The organism is Olsenella sp. CU969 (assembly GCF_905219715.1).
In the GTDB taxonomy this organism is placed as follows: Bacteria; Actinomycetota; Coriobacteriia; order Coriobacteriales; family Atopobiaceae; genus Granulimonas; species Granulimonas faecalis.
On the sequence record NZ_CAJMXC010000032.1, the window covers coordinates 1 to 18,386 of the forward strand.

Sequence of the window (18,386 nt, forward strand, 5' to 3'; positions counted from 1 at the left end):
CTCCCCGACGGCCCCACCCCCGCGCCATGCGCCGCACCTACACTGATCCCATGGGCCGCTGGCCCGGAAACCGCTAAGGAGGAACCATGCAGAAGATCATGCTCGTGTGCAACGCCGGTATGTCCACCTCGCTCCTGGTCCAGAAGATGCAGAACGAGGCCAAGACCCGCGGCCTCGACGTCGAGATCGAGGCCCGTCCCNTGGCCGAGGCCATGGAGGCCCTCGACACCGCCGACGTCCTGCTCCTCGGCCCCCAGATCGGCTATGCTAGGAGCGACTTCGAGAAGGCCACCGACAAGCCCGTGGACGTCATCGCCATGGTCGATTACGGCCGCATGAACGCCCCCAAGATCCTGGACGACGCCCTCGCCAAGCTCTAAGGGCGCACCGGAACGCACCTGAGGGGGCGCGCCACGTCAGCGGTGCGCCCCCTTTTTCTAGACGAGAGACGCCCGGCACGGCCGGGCGGGAGGGAGAGAGACCCATGGACGAGATGAACGAGCTCCAGCTCACCTGCTTCGAGATCATCNGCTACGTGGGCACGGCCAAGTCGTGCTACGTGAACGCCATCTCCAAGGCCCGCGAGGGGGACTTCGAGGGCGCCCAGGCCCTCATCGCCGAGGGCGACACTGCCTACGCCGGCGGCCACGACGTGCACCTCAGGCTCCTCCAGGCCGATGCCGCGGGCGAGCGCGACGCCGAGGCGCCCCTCATCCTCCTGCACGCCGAGGACCAGATGGCGAGCACCGAGACCGTGAAGATCATGGCCCTCGAGTTCATCGCCCTCTACAAGCGCCTGGACGGCGTGGAGGCCTAAGGCCCCACGGCTTCGCACGCACCTCCCCTGGACGGCCGGCCCCCTCGCGGGACCGGCCGTCTATCATTGGCGCGATAACGTCGGACGGGGAGGGGACCGTGGACAAGGGGACGTTGAGGCGGCGCGCCCGGGAGGCCCGCGACGGGCTCGGGGCCGCCGGGCGCGTGGCCGCGGACGGACGGCGTGCGGCGGCCGTGGAGGCGTCCGGGCTCTGGGCGGCCGCCGACGTCGTCCTCGCCTACGTGCCCATGGGGTCCGAGGCGGACCCCGCCGCCCTGGTGGACGCCGCCCTCGCCAGGGGCAAGGCGGCGGCCCTGCCGCGCTGCATGGCCGGCCGCAGGCTGGAGTGGCGCGCCGTGGGGTNGGGCTGGCGGGANGGCCTCNTGGGCCATCCCTTTGGCATGGCCGAGCCCGACCCGGGGCGCTGGGGGTTGCTCGACGTGCCGGCGGCGCTGGCCGGCGGCGCCTCGGTGCTCGCGCTCTGCCCCGGCCTCGCCTTCGACGGCGAGGGGCGCCGCCTCGGCTACGGCGGCGGCTACTACGACCGGTTCCTCTCCGCCGCCCGCGCCTGCGGCGGCCCCGGCACGTTCGCGGCCGTCGGCCTGGCCCACGGCTGCCAGGTGCTCGACGCCGCGGTGCTCGCCTCCGTGGAGGGCCCCTNGGACGAACCCGTGGACGCCTTGGCCCTCGACNGGTCTATCATGCGGTGCGCACACACACCTTCTACCGAGGAGCGCCTNTGACCGTGCCCNAGAATCAGCGGCCNTACGAGGTGCCGTTCCCTGTGGAGCCCATGGACTACGAGGGGGCGCTGGCCCACCTCCACAGCATCCTGAGGCTGGGGATCTGCCCCATGCTCGAGACCGTGGTCGGCATGCTCGCCGAGCTCGGCCGCCCCGACGGGCGCTTCTCCGTGGTGCAGGTGGCCGGCACCAACGGCAAGACGTCCACGTCGCGCTACACGGCGGCGATCCTGGCGGGGGAGGGGCTCTCCACCGCCCTCTACACGTCGCCGGAGCTCGTGGACTACACCGAGCGCATGGAGGTGGCCGGCCGGCCCGTCTCCCGCGAGGGGTTCGCTCGGGCCGTGGCCGCCGCCGCCGAGGCCGGGCGCCGCGTGAACGCCGCCCGGGAGGCCGCGGGAAAGCGACCCTACGACGTCACGGAGTTCGACACCCTCACCGTGGCCGCCTGCGTGCTCTTTGCCGAGCGCGGGGTCGACGTGGCCGTGCTCGAGGTGGGCATGGGCGGCCGCTGGGACGCCACCACGGCCACGCACCCGGCGGCCACCTGCGTCACGGGCATCGGCCTCGACCACACACGCATCCTCGGCGACACCCTGGAGGAGATAGCCGGCGAGAAGGCCGCCGTCATCAAGGCCGGCCAGGCCTGCGTTCTGGGGCGCGGTACGGCCGAGCCGCCCTCGGTGCAGGACGTCCTGCTGGAGCGGTGCGCCGCCCAGGGCGTGGCGCCCGCGGTGGTGCGCGCTGTGGGCGAGCCGACGCCTGCCGGGCTGCCGGTGTGCCGGTTCTCGGTGGTCTCGGAGCCCGCCGCCCTGGGCGACCCCCTCGTCCTCGACGTCGNGGCGCCGCTTTCCGCCTACCGCGGGCTCTCGGCCGTCAAGCCCCGTTACCAGGCTGCCAACATCGCCTGCGCCGTCGCCCTGGCCGAGGGGTTCCTCGGCCGCCCACTCGATCCTGCGGCCCTCGCCGTCTCCGTGGCCGCATGCCCCACGCCGGGGCGCTTCGACCTCGTCCGCGCCGAGCCGCCCCTGCTCGTGGACGCCGCCCACAACCCGCAGTCGGTGGCCGTGTTCCTCGACAGCCTGGGGGCCCTGGACGGCGCGGGGCGGGTGCCGGAGCTCGTATGCGCGGTCCTCGCCGACAAGGACGTCGCCGGCATCGTGGGGCTGCTCGCCGACGCCTTTCCCGTGGTGCACGTGTGCCGGACACCGAGCCCCCGCGCACTGCCGCCCGAGGAGCTCGCGGGGCTCTTCCGGGAGGCCGGTGCCACGGTGGCGTCCGTCTCGCCCACGGTGGCCGGCGCCCTTGCCGCGGTGGGCGACGCCCCCGCCGTGGCTGTGGGCTCCATCACGCTGGCGGGCGAGGTGTGCCGCGTGCTGAGGGCCGGTACGGGGGAGTGACGGCAACCGGTTGCCTTTGCGGAGCGGGGTCGTGGCGCCTGCGGGGCCGGGGGCTCCCGACCATGGGCAACCGGTTGCCCATGGGGACGCCTGACGACGATGTATGGGCCGTCGAGAGGCCTCGGCCGCCGCCGGTGCGGGCTGTAAGGCTGTGTGGTGGGGCTGTGATGGAGAGGGGAGTGTCGTGCCGGTACGGTACAATGCACCAAGNATGCAGCTCNANCGCNCCGCCGGTGCAGANAGCCNCGAAGGAGCCACCCGATGCAGGACCTGCTCGATCNGATAATCACGCCCGAGGTCCGCATGGTCCTCTACCTCATGCTCGCCTGCGTGGTCATGCTCTACCTGCTCTCCATCGTCTACGTCATCCGCGACGCCCAGCGCCGCGGCGCCGAGCCCTGGTGGCTGTGGGCCATCATCTCGGTGGTTCCCATCGTGGGCCTGCTCGCCTACGTCATCCTGCGCCCCAGCAGCTACCTGGTGGACCGCGAGGAGCAGGACCTCGACATCGCCCTGCGCGAGCACCAGCTGTCCCACTACGGCATCTGCCCCAAGTGCGGCACGCCCATCGACCGCGACTTCATCGTCTGCCCCATCTGCAACACGCAGGTGCGCAACGTCTGCCCCACGTGCCACCGTCCGCTCAACGCCGACTGGAAGGTGTGCCCCTACTGCCGCACCCGCATCCAGTAGGCACGCCCACAACGGATCGCCCAGGCCCGCTCCGGCGGGCCTTTTGCTAAGGAGGGAGCCCCATGCCCCGCGAGACCATGGCCCAGAAGCGCGAGCGTGCCGCCGAGGTGGAGCGCCGCATGTTCGAGGTGTACGGCGAGGGGGCCTGCTCCCTGGACTATACCGACCCGTTCCGCCTCACCGTCGCCGTGGTCCTCTCGGCCCAGTGCACCGACGCCGCCGTCAACAAGGTGACGCCGCTGCTGTGGGAGCGGTTCCCCGAGCCCGCCGACCTCGCCGCCGNGGACACCNCCCAGATCGAGGAGGTCATCCGGCCCCTGGGCTTCTACCGCGCCAAGGCCGCCAAGCTCAAGGGCCTCGCGCAGATGAGCGTCTCGGAGTTCGGCGGGACCGTGCCCCAGGACATCGACGAGCTCCAGCGCCTTCCCGGCGTGGGCCGCAAGACCGCCAACTGCGTCATGTGCCAGGCGTTCAGGGACCCCCAGGGCATCGCCGTCGACACCCACGTGTACCGCATCGCCCACCGGCTCAAGTTCTGCGGCCCCTCGGCCAACACGCCCGACAAGGTGGAGGCGGCGCTGCTCAAGGTCTACCCCCGCGAGCAGTGGCTCTACATCAATCACCAGTGGGTGCACTTTGGCCGCGAGNACNGCCGCGCNCGCAACCCNCGGTGCTCCGAGTGCTTCGTGGCGGACATCTGCNCGAGCGCCGGCAAGTGCTGACCCGCCCCGTTGTCCTGTCCCATCACCCGGACACTTTTGTCCCATTGGTCGGGCACTTTTGTCCCACCATCAAGGACCGAACCTCCGTCGCCCCGGTCGGTCGCCGTTTCCGCCGCATAATCAGTTATGAAATAAGCGAAGTGACAGATGGGCCAGGCACCGCTGTCACACCGGGCTTGATTGATATGTGACACGTCCGCCCATGGCGCCCTCCGGCCCGCGGGGTATGAACCCCCGTCGAACGACGATTCGAAGGAGGCCCCATGGCCAAGAAGGACAGGAAGAACGACCGCCTCGACCCCGACGAGGTCGAGCGCCGCGTCAANGAGGAGCTCNAGCGGATCGGCGCCATGCCGGTGCGGCCCGACGGCGCGGACCTCGCCGAGGGGGAGGACGTGGAGATGGCTACCGTGGAGGAGGTCATGGCGCCGGTCCAGACCACCCCGGTGGAGCTTGAGAACGAGCTGGCCGCCTACCTCATCGACACCGCCGTGCGCTCCGTGGACACCGAGAACCAGCGCGGCCGCTCCATCGGCTCCTACTCCAGCCGCCTGCTCATCGGCATCGCCGTGCTGGCCGTCGTGGCCCTGGCCGTGGCCGTGCCCACCATCCTCATCCTCGCCCCGGGCTGGGAGGCCGTGCTCATGACGGCCCTCTTCACCGGCGTGCTCGTGCCGCTGCTCGTNGCGTTCCCGCTTGCCGTGANCGCGGGCGCCGGCTNCGCGCGCATGGTCAAGGGCGTGCCGGCCGACCTCTTCTCCACGGCCGTTTCGGCCCCCGTCAAGACCAAGATGGAGNTCGCCAGGCGCATCTGCGCGGCCGAGCAGGAGCGCTACGAGGAGGCCAGCCGCAGCCACGACCGCGTGGCCGGCGCCCTCACCGCCGCTCGCATCCTCATNCTCGTGGCCGTGGGCTTCTTCGTGGTGGCGCTCCTGTTCCTCTGTGTCATCATGTTCGTGCACGTGGCGTAGGCGCCGGGCGGGGCCTCGACCCCGCCCGTACAGGGACGACCGCCCTGGGCNGCGGGACGGCGACCGGCCGCCCTGCCGCCTTTCTCGTGTCGCGTGACTCCCCTTCCCACGCGCCGACCCCGCGCGCGACGCCCAGCCTTGTGGACGCCTTCTGAACCTTGTTGGCCCCGGTTACCTTTCATCGGTTCGCTCTGGCTAACTTGTCGCGCCGAAAAACGGACCGAAAGGTACCTCCGCAGATGATCGACAGGCGCCTCATCGCCGTTGCGGCCGCGGCCGTGGTGCGCCTCCTCTGCACCGCCGCGTCGTCGCGTCAGAGCCATCTGTCCTCGGCTGAGGTCAAGCTGCGCCTGCGCGACCTCATCTACCGCAAGCTCCTCGCCCTGGGTCCCCGCTACCGCTTGGTGGTGTCCACCTCCGAAGTCGTGCAGGTGGCCGTGGAGGGTGTGGACCAGCTGGAGACGTACTTCGGCGCCTACCTCTCGCAGTTCTTCTGCGCCGTGCTCGCCCCCGTCACGCTCTTCGCGGTGCTGCGCTTTGTGAACGTGCCGGCCGCCGCCGTGCTGCTCGTGTGCGTGCCGCTCATCCCGGCCGCCATCGCCGCGGTGCAGACCTGGGCCAAGAGGCTCCTCGGCACCTGCTGGGGCCGGTACACCTCCCTCGGCGACACGTTCCTCGAGAACCTCCAGGGCCTCACCACGCTCAAGGTCTACCGCGCCGACGCCTTCAAGCAGCGCGAGATGAACGAGGAGGCCGAGCGCTTCCGCCGCGTCACCATGCGCGTGCTCACCATGCAGCTCAACTCCATCACCATCATGGACCTCGTGGCGTTCTGCGGCGCGGCNGCCGGNACCNGGGTCGCCGTGACGCAGTTCCAGGCCGGCGCCGTGGGTCTCNCCGGCCTGCTCTTCNCCGTCCTCGTGGCCGCCGACTTCTTCATCCCCATGCGCCAGCTGGGCACCTTCTTCNACATCNCCATGAACGGCATGGCGGCGTCCGAGAAGATCTTCCGCCTGCTCGACGCCGACGTCCCGGCCGACGGCACCCTTCCCGTGCCGGACGAGGGCCCCATCGTCNCCCGGGGCCTCTCGTTCACCTATCCCGGCGCCGAGGGGCCCACCCTTCGCGACCTGGACATCGAGGTGCCTCGTGGCTCGTTCACGGCCGTGGTGGGGCGCTCCGGCTCCGGCAAGTCCACGCTGCTCAAGCTGTTCATGAGGTTCTGGGACGTGCAGGGCGGCTCCGTGGCGGTCTCGGGCACCGAGGTGGCCGACGTCGACACCGACAACCTGCGCGACCTCGAGGGCTACATGACCCAGGACACGCACCTGTTCCATGACAGCATCCGCAACAACCTGCGCATCGTCAGGCTGGACGCCACCGATGAGGAGATCGAGGCCGCCTGCCGCGCCGCGTCGGTCCACGACTTCATCGCCGGCCTGCCCCAGGGCTACGACACGCCGGTGGGCGAGCTCGGCGACACGCTCTCGGGCGGGGAGCGCCAGCGCCTGGGCCTGGCCCGCGCGTTCCTCCACGACGCGCCGTTCCTGCTGCTGGACGAGCCCACGAGCAACCTCGACAGCCTCAACGAGGCCCAGGTGCTGAAGTCGCNCGCCGAGGGGCGCGACGGCCGCACGGTGCTGCTCGTGAGCCACCGCGAGTCCACCATGCGCGTGGCCGACCGGGTCTTCTCCGTCGAGGACGGGAGGTTGAGCTGATGACTGCCGCCGGGGATGCCCGCCGGCCCGCGGCCGCCGTGGAGGCCGGGCGCGCCCGGGAGCAGGAGGTCGTCTCGCAGANGATCGGCATCTGGTGCCNCNCCAGGCACGGCACCGCCCGCGGCGAGCTCTGCGACGAGTGTGCCGAGCTGGAGGCCTACGCCCGCGCCCGGAGCGAGCGGTGCCCCTTCATGGAGACCAAGACGTTCTGCTCCAACTGCCGCGTCCACTGCTACCGGGCGGAGATGCGCGAGCGCATCCGGGAGGTCATGCGGTTCTCGGGACCCCGCATGCTCCTGCACAGGCCGGTCATGGCCTGCCGCCACGTGGTCNNGTCCCGCAGGGAGAAGAAGGCAATCGAGAGGGAGATGAGCGATGGTCGTTAAGAAACTGCCGTTCCTCGTGCTCGGGTTCGTCGGGCTCGGCCTGGGGTTCGNGGGGGTAGTGCTGCCGCTCATCCCCGCGTTCCCGTTCCTCATGCTGGCGGCGTACTCGTTCGCCCGTTGCTCCGAGCGTCTTGACCGCTGGTTCCGCGGCACGCGCCTCTACCGCGACAACCTGGAGGACCTCGTGGGCGGCCGCGGCATGACCCGCGCGGCGCGCCGCCGCGTCATGGGCGCCGTCGCGCTGGTCATGGCCGTGGGCTTCACCCTCATGGCGCTGAAGGGCCTCGTGGTGCCGTGCACCGTCCTGTTCGCCGTGTGGCTGGGTCACATGCTGTACTTCGCCTCTAGCGTGAGGCGCCGCGAGGAGGACGGGGAGGCCGCCGCGGCGTAGGGGGGGATCTGGGACGCGGCCCGCGACCCGTCCCGAGGCGACCGGTCGCGCTGCGGGGCCACACGGCGGGGCCCTGTGGTGGGGCCAACATGGCGCGGCCTCTCCCCGGCGCGCCCCCTGGCAAGCGCCCCCTGGTTCTTAGGTGCGTCCCCTTGCGAGAGGCCATTTGGCGCGACGCCCCCGACGTGCGGCCCCTCTGACAAGCGCCCCCGATTCTTCAGTGCGGCCCCTGCAGGGTGACCTTGTCCCCAAGGCGCCCTGCAGGGGCCCTTCCGTCTTTTGGCGGTGCATCTCCGCGCCCTACAGGGGCCTGTTGCCCCCTATGCGCCCTAGAGGGGGATGATGCGCCAGACAGGTGGTCGCAACTGCCTTCCGTAGGTGGCCGGAGCCGGAAAACCCCCTTCAACGGCCCCCTATGCCGGTGGCTTGTCCCAAGGGTGGGTTGCAGGGCGCACGCTAGGCTCGTCTCGCTCCAAAAGGGCTTTGGAGGGGGGACTTTTCGTGCACTGGACGCCCTTAGAGGGCGCCCCGCCACCCTCCAAGGGTCCTTTGCCGCAAGNCCCCTCCGCAGGGTGCCCCTAGAGGGGGGTCTTGCGGCTTCCCGCGCGCCGGCCGCCCAAGCCCCGCCGCCACGCCCAAGCCCCGCCGGCCGCCCAGACCCTCGCCTCACCAAAGGTTCCACGGGGTGAAGAGCTCCCGATGCAGGCGGGCGCGCCTCTCGAGGGTCGAGCGGCAGAGCGGCCGCTGCCTCACGCCGAGCCTGTCCGCCACCTCTTCCATGAAGGCGTCCAGGCGCTCCCGGCGGTCTNCCATGTTGGGTGTCAGGGGCAGGANCTCAAAGCCCATGTGGGCGGCGGCCACCAGGCGGTCCTTGTCCTCGAGGGNGCGCATGCCCTCCTCGTGGCCGTGGGAGTCGTACTCGACGGCCAGGTGGCTCTCGGGCCATGCGAGGTCGAGGTAGATCGCCCGCTTTGCGGGGAGCAGGGCCCGCGCCCGAGCGTTGAGGGCCACCGGGTGGTTGCGCTGCGGCTCGGGGAGACCGTAACCGCCGCGGCGCGCGGGGAGCGAGGCGTAGAGGACGGTCGCCGCCTCACGCGGGGAGGCGCATCCGTCGAGCAGGTGCGGGGCGGCCGAGCGGGCCGTGGAGACGTGCCTCGCGCCGTCCGGCACGGAGGCGAGGAGATCTGCCACCTCGCCGGGCGTCGTCAGCGGGCCCGGCCGCCTCCTCATGCCTTGGGGCGCCATGGAGTAGGTGCCGCACAGCTCGCATCCCAGGAGGAGGGCCTGCCCGAAGCCGAGGCCACGCGTGCGGAGCAGCCAGTGAAATGCGGGGGAGGGGGCAAAGACGCCCAGGTCGGGCGGGTCGGACGGGTCGTCGAGGCGCACGAGCGCCCCGTGGGGCAGCCCCACGCCCCAGCGCCTGCAGCCGATGCTGCCGCCGTGCCGACGGGCGGCGTCGGTACCCACGAGGCACGGTATGGGGAGGGGCTCGTTCTCGGGGCGCCTGCGGGCCCCGTTCACCACCGGCCTGAACGACGGCTCCCAGCGGGAGAGGGCGTCCAGGGCCGGTGCCCCGTCCATGTCGCGCATGTTGGCCGTCGCGGACGCCAGGGCGACGGCCGCCTCCTCGTCCGGGACGGGGGTGAGGGTGATTCCCGAGAGGTACGTCGCGCGGGCGCACCAGTCGTGGACGATGAGTGCCATGGATCCTCCCTTGGTCGTCTCCGTGGGTCGGCCGACCCACACGACAAGGGTGTCCACGTTGCGATGATGATGGATGTTCTCCGAGCATACCTAACGGGTGGCGCCCTGTGAAGACGCCTCCCGCCTGACGCCTTTCCGACGGCGGCCGTCAGGGGGGCAGTGGCGCAGTCGGCGAGGAGCGCCCCTTGCCCGCGCCCGCGTGCGCCCCGCCCCTTGCCCGCGCTCCATCCCGCATCCGCCCTCGCGACACGCCCGCGCCAAGAGGGGTATCCTTGACCCCGTGCGCCGGCATCGGGCCGGCTCGTATCCGGAGGGTGCACCCCATGAACCAGCGTGTCCCACAGCCCGCAGCCACGCGGCCCGTCCAGGGCGTCCTCGCTGCGTGCGGCACCCTCACCCTCACCCAGACTATCTAGGCGCTTGGCGAGCGGCCCCGGCCGCCCGGTGAGCGCCGCCTCCTGTACGGGGACGTCCCTGCCGCCAGGCGGGCCGGCCCCTGCCCGTTGTCGTCAAACGGCCATCGTGAGGCCGAGAAAACAAGAAGGAGTCAGCACCATGTCCAACCCCATCTCCGTCAACCTGCCCGACGGCTCCGCCCGCGAGCTCGAGGCCGGCGCCACCGCGGCCGACCTCGCCGCCTCCATCGGCGCCGGCCTGGCCAAGGCCGCCCTCGCCGCCAAGGTCAACGGCGTGCCCCAGNACCTCGCCGNGCCCCTGCGCGACGGCGACACCGTCGAGATCCTCACCATCAAGAGCCCCGACGCCCTGCCCATCGTGCGCCACTCCTGCGCCCACGTCATGGCCGAGGCCGTGAGCGAGCTCTTCTCCAACGTGGCCCTGGGCATCGGCCCCGACGTCGAGAACGGCTTCTACTACGACTTCCAGACGCCGGACCAGATCTCGTCCAACGACTTCGAGCGCATCGAGGAGCGCATGCGCGCCATCATCCGCGAGGACAAGCCCTTCGTGCGGGAGGTCGTCAGCCGCGAGCAGGCCCAGGAGATGTTCGCCGACCAGCCCCTCAAGCTCGAGCTCCTCGACGACATCGACGCCTCCGAGGACGTCACGGTCTACCGTCACGGCGACCACCTCGCGCTCTNCCGNGGCCCGCACGTGGCGAGCGCCGGCAAGATCCCGGCCGACTCCTTCGAGCTGCAGAAGGTGGCCGGCGCCTACTGGCGCGGCAACGCCGAGAACGAGATGCTGCAGCGCGTCTACGGCGTCGAGTTCGCCACCAAGAAGGAGCTCAAGGCCTACAACCACATGATGGAGGAGGCCCGCACNCGCGACCACCGCGTCCTCGGCCCCAANCTCGGCATCTTCGAGACGCTCGACGAGGTGGGCCCCGGCCTGCCGCTGTTCTTTCCCAAGGGCGCGCGCAGCGTGCGCACGATGCAGGAGTGGCTGCGCAAGGAGCTGTACCGCCGCGGCTACGAGGAGGTCATCACCCCGCACGTCTACAAGTCCGATGTCTGGAAGACCTCCGGTCATTACGACTTCTATAAAGAGAACATGTACTTCTTCAACATCAACGAGGGCACCGACGAGGAGCCGCGCCTCTCGGAGTTCGGCGTGAAGCCCATGAACTGCCCGGGCCACGTGCTGCTCTACAAGAGCAACCTTCACAGCTACCGCGACCTCCCGCTGCGCTACTTCGAGTTTGGCACGGTGTACCGCCACGAGCTCTCCGGCGCCGTCAACGGCCTGTTCCGCGCCCGCGGCTTCACCCAGGACGACGCCCACGTGTTCTGCCGCGAGGACCAGGTGGTGGACGAGGTCGAGAGCATCATGGACCTCGTCGACCAGATCATGGGCACCTTCGACCTCACCTACGAGTGCGAGATCTCCACGCGCCCGGCCCACTCCATCGGCACCGACGAGATGTGGGAGAAGGCCGAGAGCTTCCTCAAGGAGGCCCTCGAGAAGCGCGGCGTGCCCTACGACATCAACGAGGGCGACGGCGCCTTCTACGGCCCCAAGATCGACGTCAAGGTGAAGGACTCCATCGGCCGCACGTGGCAGTGCTCCACCATCCAGGTGGACTTCAACCTGCCCGAGCGCTTTGACATCACCTACCGCACGGCCGACAACACCCAGGAGCGCCCCTGGATGCTGCACCGCGCCATCTTCGGCTCCATCGAGCGCTTCCTGGGCACCCTCATCGAGAACTACGCCGGCGCCCTGCCCCTGTGGCTGGCCCCGGTCCAGGCCGAGATCGTGCCCATCGCCGACCGTCACCTCGACTACGCCGAGGACGTGGCCAAGCGCCTGCGCGCCGTGGGCGGCCGCGTGGAGGTGGACACCCACTCCGAGCCCATGCGCGCAAAGATCGCCCGTGCCCAGGAGCAGAAGATCCCCTACATGCTCGTGGTGGGCGACAAGGAGGCCGAGGAGGGCACCGTCTCCGTGCGCGAGCGNTCCGAGGGCGACCAGGGCTCCATGGCCGTGGACGAGTTCGTGAAGGTCATCGCCGACGCCCAGGTGTAGCCGCCGCGGGGCCTTCCTCTCAGGGGCCCGGGCTTTTGCATCATCGGAGGCAGTNTGAAAGGCCGGCCGTATCTGGTGATACGGTCGNCCCTTTCTCGGTGTTCTCATCGCGGTGGGCGACCNCGGGNCGGCCGGGGCCGCCGCTNTNCCGCTTTTGTGCNTGATGGCCATGGAGCCAGGGCCACTGCAAGGAACCTGATACCATTTTCGGCGATCNCGTCGGAAGAAGGNAAACGTTGAAGGTCCTGTGCCTGGGCGAGCCGGTCCTGCGCCTCTCCCCGCGTCCGCCCCTCATGCTCCATCAGACCGACCAGCTCTCCATGGCCTTTGCCGGCTCCGAGGTCACCGTGGCCAAGTCCCTGGCCCTCCAGGGCGACGACGTGGCCCTGGCCTCGGTGGTGTCGTCCAACACGCTGGGGGAGCGCTCCCTNATGGAGCTCCGCCGGTTTGGCGTGGACGTCAGCCGCGTGCAGCGGGCCGACTGCCGCCTGGGCGTCTATTACGTGGAGCGCGGCGGCACCGTGCGCCCCGACCGCGTCCTCTACGACCGCGACGGCACCGCCATGCGCGACGTGGGACGGGACGATTTTGACTGGGACGGCCTGCTCAACGGCGTAGGGTCGTTCTACTTCTCCGGGGTCGTGGCCTNCATCACGTCCACCCTCGGCGACGTGGTGGAAGACGCCCTCGTGGCCTCCAAGGGACGGGGCATCCGCACCTTCTGCGACCTCAACTTCCGCCGCGGCATGATCACGCCTGCAGCCGCCCGCGAGCTTTGGGGGCGGCTGCTGCCCTATGTGGACGTGGTGTGCGGCTCCGACGAGGACTACGTGGGCATCTGGGAGCGGGAGGGCTTTGAGGGCGACGGNGACCAGTGCGCCGCGGCCGCCGACCGGCTCATGACGGCCAACGGCATCCAGTCGCTGGCCATGAACCGCCGCGACGTGGACGCNNGGGGGCTCNTCTNGGTGCNGGGCATGCTGCTCTCCGAGAAGGGCCTGTTCCGCTCGCGCTCCCGCGACGTGGCGCCCATGGAGCAGTCCGGTTGCGGCGACGCCTTCTCGGCCTCCATCGTCCACGGGCTGCTCAACCGCTGGGACGCCCAGCACACGCTGGACTATGCCGTGGCGCACGCCGCCTACAAGGCCACCGTGGAGGGAGAGCTCTCCTGGGCCGACGAGGCCACCATCGANCGGATCGTCACCGGCGACGCCCGCNGCTCCATCATCCGCTAGCGGCCGCCGGTTGAGAAGTGCGCCAAGTAGCCANCTGGTGCAGGTCGCGGAGGCTTCTGCCGGTCGGGATGTGCACCAACTAGCTACCTGGTGCATGTTGGAGGCGCTTTTCGGGCCGATAGGTGCACCNAGTAGCTACCTGGCGCAGGTCGCGGAGGCCCCTGCCGGTCGATGGGTGCACCAACTGGCTACTTGGTGCAGGTCGGATGCGCTTTTCCGGTCGATAGGTGCACCACCTGGCTACTTGGTGCAGGTGGGGGCGGCTCTTGCCGGTAGGGAGGTGCACCAACTAGCTATCTGGTGCAGGTCGGGGGGCTTCCGTCGGTAGGAAAGTGCACCAACTGGCTACTTGGTGCAGGTCGCGATGGTCCCTGCCGGTCGAGAGGTGCGCCAACTAGCTACTTGGTGCAGGTTGGGGGCGCTTTTCGGGCTGGGAGGTGCACCAACTGGCTACTTGGTGCAGGTCGGGGGGGCTCCTGCTGGTCGATAGGTGCGCCAAGTAGCCACCTGGTGCAGTTCGGAGCGGCCCCAGCCGGTTGATAGGCGCGCTAACTGGCTACCTGCTGCAGGCCGCGGCGCCCCCTGCCGGCCGAGACCTGCGCCAACCGGCCACCCGCTGCAGGTCGGACCGCCCACCTACCCGTCGAGCCGACCGACGAGGTCGCCGGCGCCCACGGCCCCGGCCTCTCGCGAGCCGTCGCGCCCCTCCACGGCCGCGCCTAGGGGCCGGCCCACGGCCACCCCCACCACGCACAGCGCGCATACGGTGCCCAGCGCCACGGAGAACGACGTCGCCTGGGCGAGGAGNCCGGCGCCANAGCTGCCCGCCAGGGAGGCGAAGATGCTGTAGGTGTTCACGGCGGCCAGGTTCTTTGCCATGGCGGCGGCCCCCCACACCTTGGCGCACACGTACGTCATCATGATGACGGCCACGCCCCAAGAGAACCCGCAGGCCAGAAGGGCCACGGCCTGCATCGGAAGGCTTCCGGCGCCAAGGGACCCGAGCAGCGCCAGGATCGAGGCCACCATGGCGGCCGACGTGGCGCGGATGGTCGCCGGCGCGCCGAAGCGGTCCGCCAGCCCGCCGCCCACAAGGCGCCCGAGGCCCGACCCCACGTTCACGAACCCGATGACGAAGGCCGCCGTCACGGCGTCCGCCCCCAGGCTCGCCGGCAGCTCGCGCCCGAGGCCCGTCACGGCCATGCCGGCGCCGCACACCAGGAAGAGCCACAGGTAGAGAAGCCTGAAGCGGCGGTCGGCCACGAGGGGCCCGCCGTCTGCGCCGCCCTCATCGGCCGCGCCGGCCCCCGCGCCCGCCGGCTCCACCACCACGGCGGAGGCGGCCCAAAGCATGCAGAGGAACGCCGCGCCGAGCACCCTCAGCACCACGCGCCACTCCACGACGCCGTAGACCCAGCTCACGGCCGNCCCCANCAGGAACCCGCCGATCCCAAAGCCCATGAGGCAGATGCCCTGGGCGAGCCCGCAGCGGTCGGGGAACCACTCGGTCACGGCAGCGATGAGCACGTCGTANGCCAGGCCGATCCCCAGGGCGCAGAGCGCGCAGTAGCAGAGGCAGGTGATCGGGAACGCCAGCGGCCCGTCGGCGACGGAGCAGCCCACGAACCCCGCGGCGAGCAGCACGCCCGCCGCCATGAACGTGGCCCGGGTGCCCCAGCGCCCGCTCATCCTGGCCCCGGCCACGCCGCCGAGGGTGAACATCCCTATGGAGAGCGCGAACACGAGGGTCATCTGCGAGACGGACCACCCCCAGAGCTCCTTCATGGGCGCGAGGACCACCGAGTAGGCGTAGATGAGACCGAGGAAGAGCAGCAGGAGGGTGGACGCGGCGAGGATGCCGCGCCTTCCGCGGAGGGAAGCCATGGGGGAGGGGCCTTTCTTTCTTGTACGACGTCCTGATGTGGGGGAGGGGGCGGCCGGGGACCGCCCGCCCGGAGGCCCTAGGCGGCGGCTACGCTGCGGCCCTGGGCGCTGGTCTTGACCTTCTTCTTGCCGCGCACGAGCCCGGGGTGCAGCCGGCGCACCACGGCAAGGGCGTCCTCGCAGGTGTACCCGCCCGGCACGCTCGCCAGCTGGATGCGCACGGGGGCGAAGCCCGTGGTCAGATTGGCCTCGAGTAGCTTGCGCTGGCGCCCGTTGAGGCGCGCCGAGAAGCCCTCGACGTCGGCGAGCTCCAGGCACAGGTAGCTGTTGGCGCCCATCTCCAGGATGTAGGCGGCCGAGACCTCGTCCCAGGCGACCTCGCCCGGGCTCATCCAGTTGGAGCGGTCGCGGATGCCGCGTNCGTCGATGGCCAGCAGCTCCGGGCGGCGCACCAGGCGGTCGACGCTCCACGCCAGGACGCCCAGGCCCAGGGGAAGGCCCGCCGCCCCCATCCNCAGGCGGATGGACAGCTCGTCCTGGCCCGGGGCCAGGGGGGCGAACAGGGCCAGGGCGCCGGCCACGGCCACGCATGCGCCCATGAACGCGGTGAGGGCGCACTTGACGCGGTCGCGCATGATCACGAGCTCGGNGGGTCCACNGTTGCGTTTCTTAGAAGATGGCATGGTCTGCCCCCAGGGGTCGCCGCCTGCGTTGACTCCAGTATATGGAGGGACACCTTCTCCACGGATGCAGAGCCAGAATATGTGTAGGAAATGTGTAGTAGATAGAGTCTTAACCCTATATGAATCCATATGAAGCGATGGGACCAAGAAATACCAGCTATACGCCCCGTACATTTGTGAAGGAAAAGTGGAGAGACAACAAATACACCATTTGGGAACCACTCAGAAAAATGGAGACATACGATGGGGCCGTGGAAAGAGGGGGCAGTCCGACCCCTCACGACCTTCGACAGAGNGNGGAAGGACATGGCCAAGAAGTACATCGTGGGCGTCACGTCGTGCATCGTGGGCATCGCCCACACCTACATGGCCGCCGACGCCCTCAAGCGGGCCATCGAGGCCGCGGGCTGCGAGGCCAAGGTGGAGACCCAGGGTGCCGACGGATCCGAGAACGCCATCACCGAGGAGGACCTCGCCCGCGCCGACGCGGCCATCATCGCCGCCGACCTCAAGATCAAGGGTCTCGAGCGCTTCGAGCCGGTTCCCTACATCTCCTGCCCCACCGAAGAAGTCATCAAGGACGCCCCCTCCGTGGTGGTCGAGCTTTTGGAGGCGATCGGATAAATGGCCGAGCTCGCACGCAAGGGCGCCAAGAGCGCCAAGAAGTCCCAGGGCGCCGTCATCAAGGAAGCCATCTTCACCGGCGTCTCNTACATGATCNCCGTCATCGNGGGCGGCGGNGTGCTCCAGGGCATCGCCAAGGCCATGGGCGGCTACGACATCGCCCAGCAGGCCGCCGAGCTCGCCTACACGCAGTTCACCTTCGCCATGGTGCTCTACGCCATCGGCGCCGCCATCATGAACCTTTCGGTGCCCATCATCGGCGCCTACTCGGCCTACGCCATCGCCGAGAAGCCCGGCCTTGCCCCGGCTTCGCCGTCGGCTTCATCTCCGTCACCACCCAGACGGGCTTCCTGGGCGCCCTCGTGGGCGGCATCCNCGCAGGCTACCTCGTCAACTGGATGAAGGACCTGATGAAGAAGGCGCCCAAGGACCTGCAGTCGGTCTTCCCGATCCTGCTCATCCCCGTGTGCGCCACCCTCATCGTCTGCCTGGCCATGTGGTACGTCATCGGTGTGCCCATCGCCTGGTTCATGGGCGCCCTCACNACGTTCCNCACTGGCCNCGAGNGCGGCANCNGCTTCATCTTCGGTGCCGCCATCGGCGCCATGATGTCCATCGACCAGGGCGGCCCCATCGGCAAGGCCACCGCGCTCTTCACCAACGGCCTCAACGCCGACGGCGTCTTCGGCCCCACCGCCTCCAAGATGTGCGGCGGCATGCAGAACCCCATCGGCATCTGCATCGCNATGCNCCTCGGCGGCAAGAAGATGTTCGCCGAGAANGAGCGTCAGACCATCGTCTCCGGTCTCATCCTCGGCTGCTGCTACATCCAGGAGTACGTGATCCCCTTCCTGGTCAAGGACCCCATCCGCGTCCTCGTCTGCTGCATGTGCGGCGGCGCCGTCTCCGGCGGCCTCGCCATGACCTTCGGCCTGGAGTCCATGGCCACCCACGGCGGCGTCTTCGTCGTGCCCCTGATGACCGCCTCCGCCGACGCCCCCTTCGCCGGCCCGGTCATGTTCCTGCTCTGCTGGCTCGCCGGCGCCCTGGTCACCGGCGTCTCCTACGCCCTGGTCAAGGCCCCCATCAGCGCCACCGAGACCGACACGGGCAACCCCATCCTCGACAACCTCGTCTAGGAACGGTCCCCCGCAGGGCCGGGGGTGCGAGGAGCATCCCCGGCCCTTTTCCGTATCAGCGCCCCCATCGTGAGCAAAGGGAGAAGCCCCACCATGTACACCTCCATGAAGGAAATGCTCTGGCACGCCAGCGAGAACTCCTACGCCGTCATGGCCATCAACTGCACCGACATGGAACAGGCCCGGGCCATCTGCCACGCCGCGGCCGCCGAGCACGCCCCGGTGATCATCGACATCTCCCCGCGCCAGATGAAGGCCCACGCCACCCCCGAGGTCATGGTGCCCATGATCCGCGCCATCGCCGAGCCCCTGGCGGTGCCCGTGGCCCTCAACCTCGACCACGGCGGCGAGTACGCCGACATCGTCCGCTGCATCCAGGCGGGCTTCTCCAGCGTCATGATCGACTCCTCGAGCTTCCCCTTCGAGGAGAACGTGCGCCGCGCCCAGCTCGTGGCCTCCGTCGCCCACGCCCACGGCGTCTCCTGCGAGGCCGAGCTCGGCCACGTGGGCGTCGCGGCCGCCGTCGANGGACGCTCGGTCGACATGTACACCAACGTGGAGCAGGCGGTGGAGTTCGTGGAGCGCACCCACTGCGACTGCCTGGCCGTGGCCATCGGCACCGCCCACGGCTCCTACCCCGACGACTTCGTGCCCAGCCTCGACTTCGACCGCCTGGCCGAGCTCAAGGCCGCCCTCAAGATGCCCCTCGTCCTCCACGGCGGCTCCGGCGCCGGAGAGGAGAACATCCGCCGCTGCGTGGAGCTGGGCATCAACAAGATCAACGTCTGC

The 18,386-nt window shown here is 70.0% G+C and carries 16 protein-coding genes; 14 read left to right on the forward strand and 2 right to left on the reverse strand.

The window, feature by feature from the left end; genetic code table 11:
- The first annotated feature begins 86 nt into the window (after positions 1-86).
- From JX283_RS04795 to JX283_RS04845, 11 genes are all read left to right on the forward strand, one after another.
- On the forward strand, positions 87-380 hold the full coding sequence (locus JX283_RS04795) for a PTS sugar transporter subunit IIB (protein ID WP_204829568.1): 294 nt from the start codon (positions 87-89) through the stop codon (positions 378-380).
- Between the two features lie 104 nt (positions 381-484).
- Positions 485-817, forward strand: coding sequence for a PTS lactose/cellobiose transporter subunit IIA (locus tag JX283_RS04800; protein WP_204829569.1), 333 nt, complete (start codon positions 485-487; stop codon positions 815-817).
- 98 nt (positions 818-915) lie between these two features.
- Positions 916-1,560 (forward strand): 5-formyltetrahydrofolate cyclo-ligase, encoded by a 645-nt coding sequence (locus JX283_RS04805; protein ID WP_204829570.1) that lies wholly within the window; start codon positions 916-918, stop codon positions 1,558-1,560.
- A 2-nt stretch (positions 1,561-1,562) separates the two neighbouring features.
- Positions 1,563-2,960 carry a folylpolyglutamate synthase/dihydrofolate synthase family protein gene (locus JX283_RS04810; RefSeq protein ID WP_370583414.1) on the forward strand — a complete coding sequence of 466 codons (1,398 nt, stop codon included), beginning with the start codon at positions 1,563-1,565 and terminating at the stop codon, positions 2,958-2,960.
- A gap of 261 nt (positions 2,961-3,221) precedes the next feature.
- Complete coding sequence (locus JX283_RS04815; protein ID WP_204829571.1) at positions 3,222-3,653, forward strand: zinc ribbon domain-containing protein; 432 nt, start codon at positions 3,222-3,224, stop codon at positions 3,651-3,653.
- A gap of 62 nt (positions 3,654-3,715) precedes the next feature.
- Positions 3,716-4,375, forward strand: a complete 660-nt coding sequence (nth, locus tag JX283_RS04820; RefSeq protein WP_204829572.1) for an endonuclease III — start codon at positions 3,716-3,718, stop codon at positions 4,373-4,375.
- 1,132 nt (positions 4,376-5,507) lie between these two features.
- The gene (locus JX283_RS08665) at positions 5,508-7,064 is read left to right on the forward strand and encodes an ABC transporter ATP-binding protein/permease (protein WP_370583415.1); all 1,557 of its coding nucleotides are present in this window, start codon (positions 5,508-5,510) and stop codon (positions 7,062-7,064) included.
- Positions 7,064-7,450, forward strand: a complete 387-nt coding sequence (locus JX283_RS04830; RefSeq protein ID WP_204829574.1) for a nitrous oxide-stimulated promoter family protein — start codon at positions 7,064-7,066, stop codon at positions 7,448-7,450. The genes JX283_RS08665 and JX283_RS04830 overlap by 1 nt, the downstream gene beginning before the upstream one ends.
- The gene (locus JX283_RS04835) at positions 7,440-7,841 is read left to right on the forward strand and encodes a YbaN family protein (RefSeq protein ID WP_204829575.1); all 402 of its coding nucleotides are present in this window, start codon (positions 7,440-7,442) and stop codon (positions 7,839-7,841) included. The genes JX283_RS04830 and JX283_RS04835 overlap by 11 nt, the downstream gene beginning before the upstream one ends.
- 2,259 nt (positions 7,842-10,100) lie before the next feature.
- Positions 10,101-12,032 carry a threonine--tRNA ligase gene (gene thrS / locus JX283_RS04840; protein ID WP_204829576.1) on the forward strand — a complete coding sequence of 644 codons (1,932 nt, stop codon included), beginning with the start codon at positions 10,101-10,103 and terminating at the stop codon, positions 12,030-12,032.
- A gap of 236 nt (positions 12,033-12,268) precedes the next feature.
- On the forward strand, positions 12,269-13,267 hold the full coding sequence (locus JX283_RS04845) for a sugar kinase (protein ID WP_204829577.1): 999 nt from the start codon (positions 12,269-12,271) through the stop codon (positions 13,265-13,267).
- 636 nt (positions 13,268-13,903) lie between these two features.
- Here JX283_RS04845 and JX283_RS04850 read toward each other — a convergent pair.
- Complete coding sequence (locus JX283_RS04850) at positions 13,904-15,151, reverse strand: nitrate/nitrite transporter (protein ID WP_204829578.1); 1,248 nt, start codon at positions 15,149-15,151, stop codon at positions 13,904-13,906.
- Positions 15,152-15,228: 77 nt separating this feature from the next.
- Positions 15,229-15,834 (reverse strand): STM3941 family protein, encoded by a 606-nt coding sequence (locus JX283_RS08670; protein ID WP_305082424.1) that lies wholly within the window; start codon positions 15,832-15,834, stop codon positions 15,229-15,231.
- Positions 15,835-16,140: 306 nt separating this feature from the next.
- Between JX283_RS08670 and JX283_RS04855 the strand changes: the two genes are divergently transcribed.
- From JX283_RS04855 to JX283_RS04860, 3 genes are all read left to right on the forward strand, one after another.
- On the forward strand, positions 16,141-16,458 hold the full coding sequence (locus JX283_RS04855; protein WP_204408157.1) for a PTS fructose transporter subunit IIB: 318 nt from the start codon (positions 16,141-16,143) through the stop codon (positions 16,456-16,458).
- A gap of 350 nt (positions 16,459-16,808) precedes the next feature.
- On the forward strand, positions 16,809-17,597 hold the full coding sequence (locus JX283_RS08470) for a PTS fructose transporter subunit IIC (protein ID WP_239652470.1): 789 nt from the start codon (positions 16,809-16,811) through the stop codon (positions 17,595-17,597).
- 93 nt (positions 17,598-17,690) lie between these two features.
- Positions 17,691-18,386 (forward strand): class II fructose-bisphosphate aldolase (locus JX283_RS04860; protein ID WP_204829579.1); only part of this gene is annotated, 696 nt, incomplete at its 3' end.

Coding starts and splice junctions, on each gene's coding strand:
- JX283_RS04855 (WP_204408157.1), top strand. CDS start 16,141: ATGGCCAAGAAGTACATCGTGGGCGTCACGTCGTGCATCGTGGGCATC.